Raw genomic sequence first — 18,191 nt, forward strand, 5'->3', positions numbered from 1 at the left:
CGAGTTCTCCGTCAGTGTTTAATCCCCATGCCCAAACCGTTCCGTCATTTTTTAATGCCAAGCTGTGGTTTCCTCCGGCTGCTGTCCTGGTAATACCACTTAATCCATTCACTTGTACCGCTGTACTCTTCGTCGTTGTGCTTCCATCCCCGATTTGGCCGTATGTATTCGCCCCCCATGCCCATACCGTTCCGTCACTTTTTAATTCCAGACTGTGGCTGCTTCCTGCCGCTACCATTGGCGTGATGTCGATCATGGTATCGATCAGCATCCACCTGCTGTCTGACCACTCCGACCATTTAGTCCCGTCGCTCACTTTTACCCGCACTTGTAATTTACCCTCCGGCAAATCCACAGGCACTGTAAAATCCCCAACCGAACCGGTTACATTTTGCTCAACAATCCCAGAGTCATAGATTAGGGTTGTGGTTTCATCAAATAACTGCACTTGGATGGCGGAGAAGGTGGTTAGTGCTGCATCCTCTTGATTCCATACAATCGTTGGCCTTGTCACCCGTGTTGGCGTTGGATTCGTTTGACTTCCAGATGGCGTCGTTAAGGTAACAATTGGTGCCGTATTCATTACGGTTGCTATAGGGACAGAAGAATTAATTGTGCTCCCATTCCCCAATTGCCCGCTACTGTTGAGTCCCCACGCCCATACACTTCCGTCTGCTTTCATAGCCAAGTTATAGTAATCTCCTGTTGCAATGCGTTCTACCCCGCTCAATCCAATTACCTGTACCGGATTCCATCTCAACATCATCGTTCCATCTCCGATTTGGCCATAAGTGTTAGCTCCCCATGACCAAACGGTTCCATCCTGTTTGACGACGAGACTCAGGGCATGTTCGTTAACTGAAGCCGATATATGCTTTACCCCCGTAAGCCCCTGTACTGGAGCAGGAATATTCGTGGATGTCGATGTTCCATCACCTAATTGCCCATAAACATTATGTCCCCACGTCCATACCGTCCCATCCTTTTTCAAAGCCATACTGTAATATCTACCTGCCGCAACTTCTGCCACTCCACTCATGCCCGGCACTTGTATAGCCGTGTTCACGGAACTATTCGATCCATTCTTTCCATTACCCAGTTGACCGTTAGAGTTTAATCCCCACGCCCAGATGGTCCCATCATTTCTTAGTGCAAGGGTATGTGACTCACCTGCTGATATCTCAATAATCGAGTTCAAACTTTTGACTTGGACTGGGCTTGTCCGTCTCGCTGTCGTTCCATCTCCGAGTTTCCCGTTACTATTATTTCCCCATGCCCAGACCGTTCCGTCATCTTTTACCGCCATACTGTAATTACTTCCTGCCGTTATTGCGATAACCGAAGTTAAGTTTGGTATTTGTACGGGACTTGTTCGGTTCGTTGTTGTGCCATCACCGAGTTCTCCGTCAGTGTTTAATCCCCATGCCCAAACCGTTCCGTCATTTTTTAATGCCAAGCTGTGGTTTCCTCCGGCTGCTGTCCTGGTAATACCACTTAATCCATTCACTTGTACCGCTGTACTCTTTGCCTTTGTGGTTCCATCTCCTATTTGGCCGTATGTATTCGCCCCCCATGCCCAGACTGTTCCGTTCCCTTTAAGTTGCAGACCGTGGCTGCTTCCTGCTGTTACAACTATCCCCCCAACTTTTTGCTTTACTAGATTTCCATTTTCATCATATTCAAAACGAATTTTCGTTCCATCAGATTGTGTGATAGATATTAATCTGTTTGAATCGTCATATTCATACTGATACAAACTATCTGCGTAAACACTAATGGGACATAACAATAGTAAAAACACTAAAATATTCATAATAACAATGGTTAAAACTTTATTGAATCGTAACCCCTTCATCACTTTCCCCCTCTTATCTGATACAAAATAGTTTTTAAAACCGAATGCACAAATTATATATTACACAAACTATTTCTATCAATAGGATATTATGTTGAATACTGTATTTTCCAATCGTTATTTATAAAGTATTCATTAAATGTAATATATTTTGGCGAAATTTATAGTTTTGTCGGTTGCTGTGGGCTGAACCTATTAAAAAAATCCCATAAGATAGTCATTGAAAAACGTTTCGATTGCCCAGCGACTGCGGTATATATCTCCACTTTCATCGCGCGTCAGATCAAAGAGGCTGGTGACCAACACCAACAGGTTCCCCTTGGAATCCATTAGATTATCCGAAGGTCATGCTTGTTGCGTTTTTGTAAGTGCTGAGACGGATCTTTCATCTACGGAAACCTGATTTCCTGGCGGAATTTCGAACGAATGCAAGGGCTCAATCACGGAGTTGTTCTTGAAGTCCTATCTTGGTAGGTGTATTGACTCATTGTGAATGACTCCATTATACTACTCAAGCACTGTTTTGGCTATATGTGGAAAAGTTTGTCGACTGAATAATAAACGACCCCCGCCAAGAATAGCGGGAGTCGCAAATATTACGCTTGCTTGCATACAGTGGCAAAGGGGCTATACGTCAACACCTCGATAATTGCTGCTTAAGCTCGCTCAGCGCCTTAACCTCTTCTTCCGAGTTCTTAGTCTCAAGTTCTTCATCTCACTGGTCAAATCAAAAGTATGAGATTTTCAATTCCCTTAACATATTGGATTCCGAATGAGCACCCGTAAAAAACGAGCTTTGGGAAAGAGGTGTTACAGGACGATTAGCCTTATCGTCTTTGATCCACCAGATATGTTTTAGCTTCGAAAACATATAAGTCAAAACCTCGCCTCGTTCATCGAGCTGCATAGGATGTTGGACCCCATCCGCCGCGGCACACCAAAACCCTGATTTTTAAGAGATCTCTCAATCGATGGTCCCTTTCTAGTTGCCTTCTCCCATCAACATCTCCACAAACTTGATGTCCGCCTGCGCAAACTCATATTCCCCCAGCTCCCGCGGGTACACCCATCGATATTCATCGTGATCGGCAAGGCCAATCTCACCACCTAGAAAAGTCGCCTTACGGGCAATCAAGCGAATATGCGTTGATCCATAATAGTGATCATTGATACCAAACGATGCATACGGACGGATCTGAATATTCATTTCTTCCTGCAATTCTCTCCTGAGACATTCCTCCACCGTCTCCTCATGCTCAACCTTGCCGCCGGGAAACTCCCACAAGCCTTCCTGGGCTTTCCCCTTTTTGCGTCTGGCAATTAAAATCTGCCCAAGATCATTTTCAATGACGGCTGCCGCAACCTTAATGATATCGCTCATCTCCTATCCAATCGCTTTATTGGCTGCAGGCACAAATTGTGCAGGCATCTCTTCCTTCAGCCGCCATACAAAGCTCATCGGCTTATTGCCTTCATGACTTACATACTCCGCTTCACCCAAAAAAATAAACGGGGCTGTGTATTGGTTCTCGCTTTTATATTCACGGACAAATAAGGCAATTCTTTTCCCCAGCTTTTTGTGGTGAATATATCGCTGCGCGGTATTCGTTTCTTCCGAAATTCGGCTTTGCGTCTGCCAATGAAACAACCGCTCATTGATCGCATAATCTTCATACAGCGTAGACGGGGAAAAATCCTTGTCGGATTTGTTTAAAGTAATAAAGAAAATATCCGTCCCCTTATCCTCAAAATACTTGACCCCTTCACGAAAGCTCGGCGCCTTCTCCTCATTCCAAACCCCAAACACCGCCAACACCTGGTCCGTTGAATAATGACAGTGTACATCTAATGGACACGCGTAGGGAAACTCATTCTTTTTATCAATAAACTCGATATGAGCGTAGTATATTTTAATATCTCTATGATATCCTCACGGAACATCTCGCATGCAACGATAGACTGAACTCCCTGTCTGATATCAGCAAATCCTTGTTTTTTCGGTTCCGACCGGTAAAACGTATAGTAAAACAGATTCAGCATAAGCCGATCTTCTTCCGTTTGTACCGTTTTGCCTTCTTCAAGATAAGCAATCAAGAAACATAACAGCCCCCGGGAGTTCATGCTTGATAAAAATCCATCGGCGGCACAAGATAGTGGACAAGTTGTTATTGAAGTAGATGCGACATTCCCTAGCTTCTCGACAGATGTTGTTATAAAGAAAGCGAGCCTCATTGTCAAAGGGAAGCCCGTAAAAGTTAAGAACTTTTTCTGAGGGAGATAGGCCTGTATTCGTAGACGAAAGAGCCCCCAGTATTTGGTTGTAGCCATGGAACCTCTTTATCTCAGCGTTCTTAAAAGCAGCCCATTCTCTGACGAGGAACGAGCTGCTTTTTTTAGTTTTCCATTCACTTTACCATTTCGGAGTACCCATTTTTCAAAATCAAGACTTTTGCAGAGATCTCTATTAAGGTTTTGATTTTTACAATTTTTCTTTAGTCAACTTGATATCCATCCAAGGTTGCCAATTAGAACCGTCACTTAATAATTCCCACTTTCCCTTTAAGGTGTTACCATCACTGCTGAATTCGCCCGTAAAGCGTTCCAATTCACCATTAATCGTCCAGAAACGATCTCGTAGATTTGCTAGGTAAGCACCTGCGTTTCCTTGATTGTCGAAAGAACGAGTGAAATACGTCTTTTTCGAAGAATCATAGCCGATGATCTCCGTTGTTTTGACTACTTCATTACCCATGTGTCCATCCACTTTGTGAAGAAGGAAAAACCCCCCAGGTAGCCATTCGTAAGTGTCCACTGCAATTAGTCTGGCTGCAGGTCTGGATGAAGTAGCCTTAATTTCCCCTTCCGTATTCCACTTACCGACAAATATCTCTAGAAGTCTGTGCTCGGGACTAGGAACGGGTAGATGCTGTAGATCTTGGGTTTTGTCAATCATTGTCATGAAATTATCCTCTTTTCTTTGTTTTCATAAGTTTATCTCACAGAATTACTATCAGCTTCTTCTCGATTGCTAAAAATTTACTAGCAGTTCGCTTACAATTTTCTATAACTGCTTCATTACCTACTCACCAACGATATTCCATTCAATTTTTGTTGCTAAGTATGGAAAAACGGGCTCGAAATTACCGTTAGAAAATGATTTTGCTATATGTTTTTCGTAAGGATATGGCTTTCAGAAGTCATATTTCATTCTCTCCTCGACTAATGATTTGATTTTGCCTATGTCTTATTTATCATAATTCACTATGCACAAGAAATAATTCTGCAAGCTGTATTTTCACCCCCAGAATAGTGTTTTTAATTGTACAGGCCTATTATAGCAAAAATGTCCATGCATCATTTCTCATGGATTGCTGTTTAAAATCATATTTATTTATACTGACATTCTCCAGGTGCTATTCTTGCGCTTAAACCTGCCATTCAGTTGGGCAGTAAAATAAGCAAGCTAGACTTGTACGATTCAGCTTATGCCAAAAACGAGACAAGTCTAAATGAATTCAAAGAGCTGAGTCAAGAGTTACTCGAATTGCTTGAGCATGATAAAAACGAAGAAGGGTTGATCCATTTCGTGGAAGGTATCAGTATTTCTAAAGAAGTGATTCGCGGAATGTTTCAGCAATGCAAGAGGTCGCAAGTCAGTTGAGCGGAGCAATTCTAAACGCTGAATACAATAAGCTTGCGGGTGAAGACCATATGCCCAACCCTAAAGTGATGCTGCAAATTCTCTCAAACATTTTAAAACAGTAGCTTACAGGTACTTGTTAAGTTACTCGATTGAGAAACCTTCCCATCAATAGTGGGAGTGAAATTAGAATTGGAGGATCGTCCAAACGCGGAGTATAGAGCATAACTTTCTGAAAAGGTACGGGTTTATCTGATTCGATTATGATAGGATCTTTTGTTCTAGTTCGCAATGTGCTGTGTGGGAGTATGAAGTCTACGGTCTGTGACCCCCAAGAAACGGATGTAGCCATAAGATAATACGACCCCGGTTTGACATCTGTGAAGCAAAAGTCACCTAGCTTCCGCAGTAATGTTCCATATAAAGGTAGACCTTCTGGAATTGGTTTGGGAAATAATCCAACAAGTACGATACCATCAAAAGGAATCTCTGCTTTAATGTTACCCTCTAATTTAGCATATTGAGATCGTTTATTAATGGATACTTCCCAATTATTAATTTGATGTAAAGAATGTAAATAATGTTCTGACATCACTAGTGAATTTCGAAATTCTGATGGTGTCATCCCCACTCGTTCAGTAAATCGTGTTGTGAAGGTTCCAAGACTGCTTTGTCCAACTTCCAATGAAATATCGCGAACACTCAGATTCGTATGTATTAATAAATCCTTTGCATGTTGTAATCGAAGGGTAGAAACATAATACTGAGGTGGAACACCCATTCTTTCCTTGAAAATGCGAATGAAATGGTAAGGGCTGTAGGCTGCATAACGAGCCAATTCGGTAAGAGAAATGGGTTCGTAAATATGTTGTTTGATGTATTCAATTACTTTATCGATTTCTAAATACTTTCTCTCCACCCTTACACACCTCGTAAAATTTGGTCATGAAACATAATTTCAGAATACTACAATAAATGTAAAACTGCCACTTGTTATTCTCATTGATTGAACAACACGTTCTTTCATCTCGCCACTCTCTCGCAAAATGGCCTTTTAATGAAAAAGAGTGATGATCTATATTCCAGATAAGCGCCCGATTGTGGAGAGAATCACATTCCAGACAGACCTGCTATTACATAAAGTTGTTTTGATTTTATAAAACCCATCAAAATGTTTTTCTCGTTTACCTGTCAGTTAGCTTAAAAACAGAGCCTAAGTATACACAAACATAAAATTGAGCAAAACTGTCACATCTCATTCTTTACGCACCATCAATATTAGACACTCCACATGCACGAGGTGCCGGTTATTGGATATGATACGTATCAGCGGAGAAGCAGTATTTTGTAACCCGTATCAAAGAGAACGTAACGCTTGTGAACCCACATTCCTTAAAGAACAGGAAAGTGGAAACCTCAAACGTCATACGGGATATTGCTTGTTATCTCGGAACACCTCAGTGCCAGTCGGAGCTTCGACATCGCGTCGTTATCTTTCAAGATAACAACGGCAATGAAATTCGGGTCGCAACCAATCTTGTGCATCTATCAGCCGAAAAAATTGCTGATACCTACAAGGCACGCTGGGGTATTGAAGTTTTCTTCAGATGGATAAAACAGAACCTAAATGTACCTGTTTTGTTTGGCACAACAATGAATGCCGTGTTCAATCAGCTTTTTGCCGCGTTAATGACTTACGTTATCTTGAAATGGTTATATGATCACTCAAAATCATTTGTCATCCCTTGCAAGAGAATGCCCTTGATCCGTTTCGCGGAACAAATTCAGCACAATCAACTACAAATTGAATGGATCATCGCCACTACCAAAGTGTTGGAAAAACATGTCTATTTGTCAAATCTCAAAAAACCAGTTTCTGGTTAATCAACAGGCGTGGAGATGTATGACTTGTCCTATGCAACAAAATTCCCTTCAAACCAACTTGCTCTAAGTAATTTCGAGCGGCAAGATCTACTTCTTTTGCTTTTATTGCTTTCTAAAATCATCAGTCAAAATTCCTGAAAACCCCCAGTTTTCATCCTCAATTTCTTCGATGACAATATGAATATGTTCTGGTTTTTTGTCAAGAACCCGAACCAGAGTCTCTGTAAACTCTTTAACAACTTGGGCTTTCTGATCACGAGAAGCGCCCTTTGTTATTTGAAGATTAATATAAGGCATAGTTCTTCCCTCCATATATAGGTTACTGTTGATACTTAAAGATATAGTTGATCACGCCTGTTGATTAACCAAAATAAGGTATCCAAAAGTTGAAAAAAGGCCACTCTTTCGATAAAATCGATTCCACCACAGAACCCGATTTGAAAGAGGAGACCTCATGAAAAAAGTCTACCACGTTTACAAACTTTGTTCAAATTCTTCTTAAAGAAGAAGATGTGATCAGCATACTGAAAGAGTTGAACTACAAAGATACAGCACGCAAATTTACAGCACATCAGTTACTTGTATTCCTTATGCACGCAGCTTTGGGACAATGGGATGGTTATCGATCCGGTGTCGTTAAAGCCAAAATCTGTGGACTTCAAACCGTTTGCTTTTCTCCTTCTCATCCAAAGCTAGCGAAGTACCGTATGAGCTTTTCAAGCGCCTGTTTCATTTGTTGATTTCAAGGTGTAATCGTGCAACCAAACGCCAATTGCACCTACCCAACGATCTGTTATTTGGTAGACTCGACAACGATCACGGTAGGAAAAACACGTCTGCCTTGGGCGCTGTTTCATGGAGAACGCGCAGAAATCAAGCTGCATTTCGCATTCGCTGCGGCTACTGAGCAACCCGTTCAGGTCATTGAAACGATCGATCGGTACGGTTCATGATGGCCCTATCGGTGAGAAGCTTGCGGACAAGGATTACATCTTAGTAAATGACCGAGCTTACGGGAAGATCAAGCGTTTTGATCAATATGTCGCGGAGAAGCAGTATTTTGTAACCCGTATCAAAGAGAACGTAACGCTTGTGAACCCACATTCCTTAAAGAACAGGAAAGTGGAAACCTCGAACGTCATACGGGATATTACTTGTTATCTCGGAACACCTCAGTGCCAGTCGGAGCTTCGACATCGCGTCGTGATCTTTCAAGATAACAACGGCAATGAAATTCGGGTCGCAACCAATCTTGTGCATCTATCAGCCGAAGAAATTGCTGATACCTACAAGGCACGCTGGGGTATTGAAGTTTTCTTCAGATGGATAAAACAGAACCTAAATGTACCTGTTTTGTTTGGCACAACAATGAATGCCGTGTTCAATCAGCTTTTTGCCGTTGATGAGCAACACACAGCACTCCACATGTGACGAGTAGACAGTGAAAACAAAACAAAATTGTGTCCAAAGATTGGTGTTTGCTCTTATGAGCGATTGAAGGAAACGCACGCCTTGTTTTCCTGTCGAATCGTCTCAAACCTATAATAAAAAATTAAAGCGTGAAGCCCCACATATTAGAGTGTGGGGTTTTTCTGCGTTGGACAAAAGTCGTTTAATGTTCGCCTTTAAATTTCCTTAAGCTGTTCGACTACTTCCTCAAGTTTCATTCCCCTAGAACCCTTAACTAATACAACAGAATTTGTTTGTATTATCGATTCTACTGCTTTAACGATTTCTTCTTTCTGATGGAATGCTACTACTCGTCCTTGTGGGAAAACCCCTCTAGCCTCTGATGCTATGTATTCAGCAAGTTTTCCTACTGTGAAAACGTAACTTATATATCTTGGGTCTAACAACCGTCCAATCTCTTGATGGAATTGAATTTCGTTTTCCCCTAATTCAAACATGTCACCTAGAACTAAAATTTTTTGATTGTATTCGGAAAGTCTCTGAAATGTTTCAATTGCACTTTTCATTGAAGTAGGACTAGCATTCCATGCGTCATTTATAATAATGAAGCCTGATTTTGTTCTAGACTTTTCCATTCTCATGCCAGTTATTTCAAGTTCATTTAAACCCTTTGTTATATTTTCTTTGGTCACTCCTAAATGTTCAGCTACTGCAATAGATGCAAGTGCATTATTGACATTATGTGCACCAATAAGAGGAAATCTAAATGAATGACCATTTAAAACGAAGGTTGTACTGTCAGATAAAGCGGAAATTGAAGTTGTAAAATATTCGTTATGATTGCGTAATCCAAAACGTATTAACTTAACAGATTCATTGAAGTTAAGTTTTTTTATGCCTTCTTCCAATAACTCCTCATCACCATTGAAGACAATCGCACTATTTTCGAGTAATCCATTTGTGATTTGTAATTTCGCCTGCGTAATGTTCTCCCTTGAGCCAAAATTGGATATATGAGATTCACCTATCATTGTCAAAACCGCAACATTTGGTTGAGCGATACTCGCTAATCGTTCCATTTCTCCAAGGTAACTTATTCCCATTTCTAAAACAACTACTTCGATATCTTTCTTAGTTTCAAGTAAAGTTAACGGTAATCCGTATTGTCCATTTAGGTTACCATTTGTCTTATGTACTTTAAAAGTAGTGCTAAGTATCGAACTAATCATATCTTTAGTTGTTGTTTTTCCGTTGCTTCCAGTTATTCCTATTATGATGGCGTTCAATTCAGTTCGATATGCTCTAGCTAACGCATGTAATGCAATAAAAGTATCCTCAACAATAATTAAGGGGATATTTAGCGGAGGGTTAGGATGATTTTTTTGCCATAGTGAAGCAACTGCACCATTACCTACCGCATTTAATACATATTTATGACCATCATCATTTCTTATAATAGGAATGAAAAGATTACCTTGTTTAGTTGTTCTAGAATCAATGGACACACCTTTTATTGATATGGTTTGAGAATCGGGAAGTAATATTTCTCCTAATACCATCTTTGCAATATCGTTCAAGTTTTTCTGTAGCAAAAGTAATTCCCCTCCCTGATTAATTCAATAAATCAATTTTATTCAATCTCTCATTAATTCATCCCTCTAATTTACCGCAAAATGGATTTTTATAAAAGAGAAGGTTACTGTGTGCGCACAACAAAATTGTGAAAATTTGGGTAAAGAGCAGACGACCTTAAACTCTGCCGCGACAACAAAAAGTGAATCAATCGACACCGGAGGGGGTCTAAATTAGAAGCCGTACAAGCTACGTTGAGCATAAGAAAAGAGCCGCCCTGTCCCTTGGTGACTCTGACCGTAAAAAGCCCCACAACGGCGCTCAGACTTTTTCAGATACATGTGTTACTTCTTGCTTTCTCCGATTGAGTTCGCGGTAAAGTGACCCCTTACTTACACCTGTCATTTCCTCAATTTGTGTTACCGTAAAGTCTCCACTCTCGTGTAGCTTGATTGCTTTGTCTAGCTTCTTCTTATCCGTCATAGGGCGACCACCCTTACGTCCACGTGCTCTAGCGGCTTCTAGCCCTGCTACTGTACGTTCATGAATAATTGACTTCTCGAACTCTGCAAAGACAGCCATCATGCCGAACATTGCTTTTCCTGCCGCCGTAGAAGTATCAATGTTATCGGATATGCTTACAAATTCCACACCTTTCTTCTTCATTAGGTCTAGTGTTGCTATTAGCTTTAATGTCGAACGTGCTAAGCGGTCAAGTTTGTAAACAATGAAAGTGTCACCTTCACGTAGCATGTCGAGAGCCTTTTCAAGTTCGGGGCGGTCATCTTTTCCGCCGCTTGCTTTCTCTGTAAATATTCGGTCATAACCGAACTTCGCCAATGCGTCCATTTGCGAATCGAGTGACTGGTCAGCGGTAGATACCCTTGCGTAAGCTATTCTCATAGTTCTTGTTCCTCTCGTCTATGTATCTTTAATAAGATTGTACCATAAACGTACCATTTCGTAAATATGATTTTGAAACGGGTTTCGTAACTTAAATCCTTATATTTTTGCCATGATAACAAACACAATGTGGACTGTTCCATAAACAATCGTTTTCGTACCAATACAGGAGACAGCTTTTACAAGTCAATCATGACCATGTGAAGAGGTTGGTTGAGGTTGAAGGTGAGGGCAGGAGGGGCGGCGGCGCAACTCTCGAACTTATTTAAGAGTAATGACTTAAAGAACATCATTCAAAAACTGAGCGAAGCGAACCCCCCGTCGCCGGCAGGCGGCGTGTTTGTGGGTGTTCTTAATATCTTTTTCTTTGAGTGTCTTTAATGTCTTTTATAGTGTTAATAATAGTGGGGTATATTTTTCCGCTGAGGTCTAAGTATTGGGGAAATCCTTTCCCCTATTGAGAACGTCAGCGGAAAGGTTTACCGCGTAGAAGTGAAATCTTTTCCCCTAAAAAAGGGGAATTATTTTCCCCTATACGGCTTCTGATACAACTTCTGACATAAGCCCTAGCTTCATAGCCTTCTGAATGGCGGCTTCATTGACGAACTGCAATAATTCGTCAACAAAACTAGAGTGGATATTCTCATAGTCGTCGGGGGTCTCAGTCAACCGTTGTAAATATGGCTCGTAGAACGTCTCCTTCTTGGCTTGTTTAGCCAAAGTATCTACAACTGCTTCTCTCCAAAGCCGAAACCCCTCATCTCCTACACTTTTAACCCATTCATCATCATGGCGTAGGCTTCCTTTATAGTAGAAATCAGCAATGAACTCATGGATGAACTCAGACAGAACGAGATAGGGGTTATCCTTTAGATTGTCGAACTTGTAGATATTCGCCCTGCCTTGCTTACTGACCTGAACGAACTTCTTTTTTGCAAGTTCCTTGACGCAAGTTCGAACCGTTCTTTCAGTGATACCTAACTTCAACGATACCAAGTCCATTGCTACTTGACATTTTCCGTCTTCCCTAGCCCACGAGTAGAGTTCAAATAGAACTAGCTTCTCGTTTGCATCAAGATAGTAGCACCTCTTGACGTTTTCAGGTAAGGTCAAGTATTTACCTTCGTTTGGAACAATGCTTCTTCGAGTAATGACTGTATGACCGTCTCCACGCTTTTTGAACTCTGTCTCTACCAATTCAGCACCATGAAACACAATGCCTTCGATGAACTTTTTCATTATTTCCGCCCCCTTCTGTGGATGTACTCTGAAACGGCTGAGCGGCTTATCATATAAGAGCAGGTCTTCCCCTCGCCTATCTTCACAGCGTCAAGCTGACGGGCTTGTATCGCTCTCAGAATCGTTCTAGGGCTAACCCCTATGGCTTTTGCGGCTTCTTTACGACTCAATATTTCCTTCATTTCCTGTTCCCCCTTGGAGTTGGTCTAAGTTTGTGACAGCAAAGAGTAAAAAAATAACCCTCCCAAGCTAACCATCGTTGCATGTGGGGGTTAAGTTGCGAAGGAACGTGCTTATAATAAAGGTACACGTTCCTTTCTTATTGCCCCTGCCATGACTCAGCAGGGGCTAGTTGTGTCTATTACCTGACGGGCGGTTACTCGTTGTCAGGAAAGAGCCTATCAGCGTCATAACCCATTTCATTTAGTACGGACTTCAAATGCTCACCTTCAGCTTGATAGGGATATTTACCATAGCCCCTACTATTGCCCGTAATTCGTTCGACCTGTAGCTTTCCTTGTCGAATCCACCTGTAAACAGTGTCCTCTGTGACCATGCGGCTTCTACTATGAACGGACAGCCGTTGAGCGATTGTAGAAACGGTGTAGTATCTCTCCATGATTAGCGTCTCCCCTCAATGATTGATTGCTCAACGAAGGCTCTTAAATCGGCTTCTCGTATTCGCCAAAGTGAGCCGCCCAACTTCATTGCTTTAATTCGCCCTTCGTTAAGCCATTTGTAGCAAGTGACCATTTCAATATTCAGCATCTTGGCTACTTCATCGGCTGAGTACAATTGACCTAAGAACGTTTTCATGTCTTCCATATTACTGACCTCCAGTAGTGTTATTGAGAATGAAGTTACGTAGTGACTCTTGGGGGATTCTGATACTGCCGCCAACTTTACAGCTTGGCAGAGTGCCGTTATTACACATGGCATAAACCGTTGTGTATGAAAGCTGTAGAATGTCCATTACCTCACGGATGGTGAATAAGCGTTCCATGAAGACCGCCCCTTTCAGTTGTGAATTAGTTACAGTCTCAATATAAGGAGGCGGCTTGCAAATTTAACAAAGGAACGTAGAAATAACGTAAAATCTTCAATTATTCGATAAGAACGGGTCATTTTAGTTTGGGAAGGGGGAGAGAGAACGAAGCTTACCTTTTTTGGGGATTCAGTGCATAAAATTGCAGATATTCGACAGCGTTATGTCAAGATACAATCTTTACAAAATGAACAATAACCTCACTTTTTGCAATGTACATTAGGGTATAAAAATAAATGTTGTCTTCTTCCATCGCAACAGTTCGGATACATAGAACGATGGTTAGATTGGGAGGGGAACTAACATGAATATCGAACGCACATTCAACGGTAACAATGACCTAGAGGAAATTCTACTTCAACTTATCAAAGTCCACGTTGACAAGCTAGATATGCCTGTCTACGATGAGAATAGAGCAAACACCATTCCTTCAACGGACACTGAAGGGATGGCGAGTTAAAATGAGTTTGAAAGTAGCGATTTATGCACGTGTAAGTACGACTAGGGATGCTCAGAAAGACAGTATTGATAATCAAATTGCTTATGCTATGGATTTGATTACACGTAACGGTTGGACTGTGTCAGGTACTTACATCGATAATGGTATTAGTGGGTTAAAGGTTAAGAATCGTGCCCAAATGCAACGACTACTTGCTGATGCGAAAAAGAAGAAGTTTGATGCGGTAATTGCTAAATCTGCTTCACGTCTTGGGCGGAACCTAGTAGAAAACTTACAGACTGCGGATATTATTGTCAGTTCTAAGGTTCGTTTGATTCTTCCTGAGGATAATTACGATTCTGTTACAAGCCAAAGTAAGTTTAACTTCAATATTCGGGCTTTATTAGCGGAAGAGGATAGTGCTACTTTCTCACGTAGAATCAAGCTAGGGAGACAAGGGAGTGCCAAACGGGGAAAGTATCAGGCTTCATTACCTGCTTATGGTTACAGACGAGATGAGAACGGAAATCTAGTCCCTGATGAAGAGACCGCCCCGACTGTGCAAAGCATTTTCCACTGGTATTTACATGACGGGTGGGGGATGCAAAAAATCAGTAACTACTTGACTGAGCATGGATACCCTACTCCAAGAACAGTGTCCAATACAGGTAATCAAGGGACAGTATGGCATCAGTCAAGCATTAAGTGTATTTTGACCAACGAGACTTACACCGGAACCCTATGCCAACATCGTGAAGAAGTAGTAAGCCTCATGTCTAAGGAACGGGTCAAAATCCCCAAAGATAAACAGATTATCTTTGAGAACGCCCATCCTTCCCTGATTTCTAAGGAAGATTACGAAGCTGTACAGGAACTTATGAAATCAAAAGGAAAGAGCCACAGTAACGGTCAGGAAAGCCTATTTGCACATCTTATGATGTGCCCTGATTGCGGTCATGGTATGACGTTCCATAAGGATAGGCTAAAAAAGCAAAACGGGGCTTATGTTTGTTGTGGGTACGTAAAACGTGGCAAGTCGTTTTGTTCCTCTCACATCATGGGCTATGATACGCTACTCGCGGCGGTGAAGAATGACCTAAAGGAACTGATTAGCAGTAACGTCAAATTGGACAGGCTATTCGATGCTGTTAAAGGGAATGTTGGTCTTAAACAATCTACTCTTATCAAAGAGTTACACAAGCTGAACAAGAAACTAGAACAACTAGAGAGAGATGTGCAAGGACTTATAACCTTATTCTCTAATCAAGCTGTAACTCTTGAATTATTTACCGCCCAAAATGAGCGGATTCAGACAGAGCAACAAGCGATTGCCAAACGTAAGGTAGAACTGGAATCCATTCTCGAAGCACAAAAAGACACGGAAGAGCAGTTCCGTGCCTTTCAGAAACAAATTGCGTCATTTGCACGACTTGACATTGATGATGAGCAGATATTAAAGCAGTTGCTTCATCAGGTCATTCAAAAGATAGAAGTCAATCAAGATGGTACTATCAGAAGAATCCATTACAACATCGCCCACCCTCAGGGATTGGGTGATTTACCTCAAGGGGCTTAATCGTTAGCCCCTCTTAATTTAAGTAACACTGTACACTCCACATGTGTGGAGTGCTTAATATTGACGTAAATACAGGGGGCGAATTACGCCCCCGCAGACAACGGATTACCAAAATTATAGTGGATAATAACTGCGCGGAAAGCTTGCTACCCCCGCATAGGGCAACTGTCTGACGATACAATTTGTTCCGAATCGAGAGCGATTTTTGCGCCAAAAAATACCCGTTGGGGAAGGCTGTTTTCATAGGCAAATCCGGCTTCTGAACTGGCTGTTTGAAGCCCACTCTATGAAAAAATGAGACGTTTGCATGTTTTTGCCCTGCAAACAGCGACTGATGTGTATCAAGCTCATTTACGATCCTATCGGGTTCGTTTAGCTTGTATTTTCTGACTTCGGCTCACAACCGCCATATGCCACACATCAAAATATGCGCCATAATGCCGATAAATCCTTGATACTCCTGACTCTATACCTTATCGGACTGATAAAACTGTATGACAGAAAATGCGAAAATTCAACACATGATATATACCCAACGGCTTGAGGCAAGAGGAGAGAAAATCGAAGTTTTAGTGGAACTGCTACTGAACAACTGCGGCTCGGAAACCGTGAAACCCTTATGCGTCAAGGCTTCCTGATTGTCGGGATACTTCTGGCGCGATGTGCCTGCTGATGCGTTACTTTATACTGTCATGCGCAAATGCAATCCGTACATCCTCAGTCATGAAGTCAATTATGGATTTATCGACCCTTTCTTATCGAACCAATTTAAGGAGAATCCAATTTGCCTTTTTATAGGTATACCTATTTATTTTATTAGCGACATAACAAAGCAAGGAAATGTGGCGCTCCGCCCGTATTTTAAACGAATAACGGATACCACTTCCCGAGTGATTTAATCCACTATCCCAGTGAAAATCAAATACGGCTCCCCGTAGAGAGCCGCATAGCATTTACTCCATTCCCGCAAGCGTTACATTATAAAATGCGCTATCCTGATTTCCAGCCAATTTGATTTTGAGGGTTTCAACACCTTGTTTGTATATCATCTAGTTCGCTTCCGGTTAATAGGCGACGGCTTGTGACAGCCGTCTCGCAGAGAGACAGCGGTTCTTTTTCAAGCAAAGTAAGCATCAACAAATCCTACAATCGAAAAGTATTGTTGATACTATTTTGATATAGTAGTATTTTGCAATATCATGAAGCTAAGAATTTTCTCAAGAGGAATTCCGTTTTTTGGCGACCAGCCGAGCATTTCCCATACAGACACATCCTATTAGACCGATACAAACAAATATAAAGCCTACAAAGAATACGCTGTCTAAAGAATAGCTCAACTCGTTTCCCGATGCCATTCGCTGTGTCAATAGGCTGCCTAGTACACTTACTCCGATTGTTCCCCCAATAGATCGAAAAAATTGGGAAGTAGAGGTAGCGACTCCACGTGTCTTTAAATCTACCGCGCTTTGCGCAGCTGTACCAAGAGTAGGATACACCGCTCCCATCCCTAACCCGGTAATAATCATATATAAAATAATTTGAAACTTCGTCGTATCAGCGGACATTTGACTGAGTAGAAAAAAGCCTACTGCCATCAGAGTCATGCTTGGCACGAGAATCATGCGATAAGAAACTTTGCTCATCAGGCGTCCACCGATCGTTGTACTGACAACCACAGAAAGCATGAGGGGTGTTAGTATATAACCGGTAACTGAAGGATTTACGCCGATTACGTCCTGTACGAACAACGGAATGTACACGATCGCGCCAAACATCCCTGCACTCATAAAAAAACCGGCTAAGTTGCCGAATGCAATAATTCGAATTTTGAAGATACTGAGCGGAATGATCGGTTCCTTAGCCTTCATTTCTATCCATAGAAACAAAGCAAGAAGTACACTTCCAATGCTCGATAATCCTATGATTTGCGGAGAATCCCATGAATAATGTATTCCGGTCCCCTGATCATTACCAACAAGCACAAGCGCAAGCAAAATGGTAACAATCGCCACAATAAAAGTAACGGCACCTAACCAATCGATGGAGTGTTTTTCATGACCTAAATTCTCTTTCAATGTTGTAACTATAATGAAGAAAACAAGTGCTCCAATCGGTAGGTTTATAAAAAAAATCCAACCCCACTCCATATTTCCTACAATAAATCCCCCGAGAGCAGGTCCAACAATACTGGAAATTGCAAATACCGTACCGAACAACCCCATAAACTTCCCACGTATTTCAGGAGGATAAATATCTCCAACAATCGTAAAGGTAATCGGCATTAAGGCTCCTGCGCCCAAGCCCTGTATACCTCGATATAGAATCAACTCGTTTATACTGCCTGCATTTCCGCATAAAACTGAAGCCGCCAAGAAGAGAAACAAACCGATCAAATACATCTTTCTGCGGCCAAATATATCCGCCAGTTTACCGTAAATCGGCATTGTCACTGTAGAGGTCAACATATAAATGGAGAACACCCAGCTATATAACGACATTCCCTGCAATTGTTTTGTTATCGTTGGCATGGCAGTAGAAACGATGGTCTGATCAATCGATGATAAAATCAGTCCCATTAACAGTCCAGTCGAGATCAAGCCTATATTCGGTTTAGTCATTGACATTTTT

Annotated in this window: 15 protein-coding genes and 2 pseudogenes; 4 read left to right on the forward strand and 13 right to left on the reverse strand. The window is 41.6% G+C overall.

What is annotated here, in order from left to right:
• From ACFQ0N_RS30315 to ACFQ0N_RS30335, 5 genes and pseudogenes are all read right to left on the reverse strand, one after another.
• The coding region (locus ACFQ0N_RS30315; RefSeq protein ID WP_379333544.1) for an RCC1 domain-containing protein at window positions 1-1,855 on the reverse strand (1,855 nt) is incomplete at its 3' end.
• 982 nt (window positions 1,856-2,837) lie between these two features.
• Window positions 2,838-3,236: a (deoxy)nucleoside triphosphate pyrophosphohydrolase gene (locus ACFQ0N_RS30320; RefSeq protein WP_379333546.1), complete on the reverse strand. Its 399-nt coding sequence runs from the start codon at window positions 3,234-3,236 to the stop codon at window positions 2,838-2,840.
• 3 nt (window positions 3,237-3,239) lie between these two features.
• Window positions 3,240-3,985: pseudogene (locus ACFQ0N_RS30325) on the reverse strand (DUF3427 domain-containing protein); the annotation flags it as partial.
• Window positions 3,986-4,334: 349 nt separating this feature from the next.
• The gene (locus ACFQ0N_RS30330; protein ID WP_379333548.1) at window positions 4,335-4,814 is read right to left on the reverse strand and encodes a DUF1579 family protein; all 480 of its coding nucleotides are present in this window, start codon (window positions 4,812-4,814) and stop codon (window positions 4,335-4,337) included.
• Window positions 4,815-5,634: 820 nt separating this feature from the next.
• Window positions 5,635-6,414 carry a helix-turn-helix transcriptional regulator gene (locus ACFQ0N_RS30335; RefSeq protein WP_379333550.1) on the reverse strand — a complete coding sequence of 260 codons (780 nt, stop codon included), beginning with the start codon at window positions 6,412-6,414 and terminating at the stop codon, window positions 5,635-5,637.
• Window positions 6,415-6,830: 416 nt separating this feature from the next.
• On the opposite strand from ACFQ0N_RS30335, the pseudogene ACFQ0N_RS30340 reads away from it, so the two are divergent.
• Window positions 6,831-7,227 (forward strand): annotated as a pseudogene (locus ACFQ0N_RS30340) (transposase); the annotation flags it as partial.
• A 254-nt stretch (window positions 7,228-7,481) separates the two neighbouring features.
• On the opposite strand, the gene ACFQ0N_RS30345 reads toward ACFQ0N_RS30340, so the two are convergent.
• On the reverse strand, window positions 7,482-7,676 hold the full coding sequence (locus ACFQ0N_RS30345) for a tautomerase family protein (protein ID WP_007430441.1): 195 nt from the start codon (window positions 7,674-7,676) through the stop codon (window positions 7,482-7,484).
• Window positions 7,677-8,234: 558 nt separating this feature from the next.
• Here ACFQ0N_RS30345 and ACFQ0N_RS30350 point away from each other — a divergent pair.
• Window positions 8,235-8,810 (forward strand): transposase, encoded by a 576-nt coding sequence (locus tag ACFQ0N_RS30350; RefSeq protein ID WP_379333553.1) that lies wholly within the window; start codon window positions 8,235-8,237, stop codon window positions 8,808-8,810.
• A 194-nt stretch (window positions 8,811-9,004) separates the two neighbouring features.
• On the opposite strand, the gene ACFQ0N_RS30355 is transcribed toward ACFQ0N_RS30350, so the two are convergent.
• From ACFQ0N_RS30355 to ACFQ0N_RS30380, 6 genes are all read right to left on the reverse strand, one after another.
• On the reverse strand, window positions 9,005-10,381 hold the full coding sequence (locus ACFQ0N_RS30355) for a UDP-N-acetylmuramoyl-tripeptide--D-alanyl-D-alanine ligase (RefSeq protein ID WP_379333555.1): 1,377 nt from the start codon (window positions 10,379-10,381) through the stop codon (window positions 9,005-9,007).
• A gap of 301 nt (window positions 10,382-10,682) precedes the next feature.
• Window positions 10,683-11,264, reverse strand: a complete 582-nt coding sequence (locus tag ACFQ0N_RS30360; RefSeq protein WP_379333557.1) for a recombinase family protein — start codon at window positions 11,262-11,264, stop codon at window positions 10,683-10,685.
• A gap of 531 nt (window positions 11,265-11,795) precedes the next feature.
• The gene (locus ACFQ0N_RS30365) at window positions 11,796-12,503 is read right to left on the reverse strand and encodes a hypothetical protein (RefSeq protein WP_379333559.1); all 708 of its coding nucleotides are present in this window, start codon (window positions 12,501-12,503) and stop codon (window positions 11,796-11,798) included.
• Window positions 12,503-12,685, reverse strand: coding sequence for a helix-turn-helix domain-containing protein (locus ACFQ0N_RS30370; protein WP_379333561.1), 183 nt, complete (start codon window positions 12,683-12,685; stop codon window positions 12,503-12,505). Before ACFQ0N_RS30370 ends, ACFQ0N_RS30365 begins: the two co-directional genes overlap by 1 nt.
• Before the next feature lie 439 nt (window positions 12,686-13,124).
• Window positions 13,125-13,328 carry a helix-turn-helix domain-containing protein gene (locus ACFQ0N_RS30375; protein WP_379333563.1) on the reverse strand — a complete coding sequence of 68 codons (204 nt, stop codon included), beginning with the start codon at window positions 13,326-13,328 and terminating at the stop codon, window positions 13,125-13,127.
• A gap of 1 nt (window position 13,329) precedes the next feature.
• Window positions 13,330-13,506, reverse strand: coding sequence for a helix-turn-helix domain-containing protein (locus ACFQ0N_RS30380; RefSeq protein ID WP_379333565.1), 177 nt, complete (start codon window positions 13,504-13,506; stop codon window positions 13,330-13,332).
• 346 nt (window positions 13,507-13,852) lie between these two features.
• On the opposite strand from ACFQ0N_RS30380, the gene ACFQ0N_RS30385 reads away from it, so the two are divergent.
• Entirely contained in the window at window positions 13,853-14,008 is a 156-nt protein-coding gene (locus ACFQ0N_RS30385; RefSeq protein WP_379333567.1) for a hypothetical protein, read from the forward strand.
• A gap of 1 nt (window position 14,009) precedes the next feature.
• Complete coding sequence (locus ACFQ0N_RS30390; RefSeq protein ID WP_379333569.1) at window positions 14,010-15,563, forward strand: recombinase family protein; 1,554 nt, start codon at window positions 14,010-14,012, stop codon at window positions 15,561-15,563.
• A gap of 1,217 nt (window positions 15,564-16,780) precedes the next feature.
• Here the strand turns inward: ACFQ0N_RS30390 and ACFQ0N_RS30395 are convergent.
• The gene (locus ACFQ0N_RS30395) at window positions 16,781-18,187 is read right to left on the reverse strand and encodes an MDR family MFS transporter (protein WP_379333571.1); all 1,407 of its coding nucleotides are present in this window, start codon (window positions 18,185-18,187) and stop codon (window positions 16,781-16,783) included.
• Window positions 18,188-18,191: the final 4 nt, after the last annotated feature.

Origin of the sequence: Paenibacillus sp. GCM10027626, from assembly GCF_042676285.1 — a bacterium.
Taxonomy (GTDB): domain Bacteria; phylum Bacillota; class Bacilli; order Paenibacillales; family Paenibacillaceae; genus Paenibacillus_Z.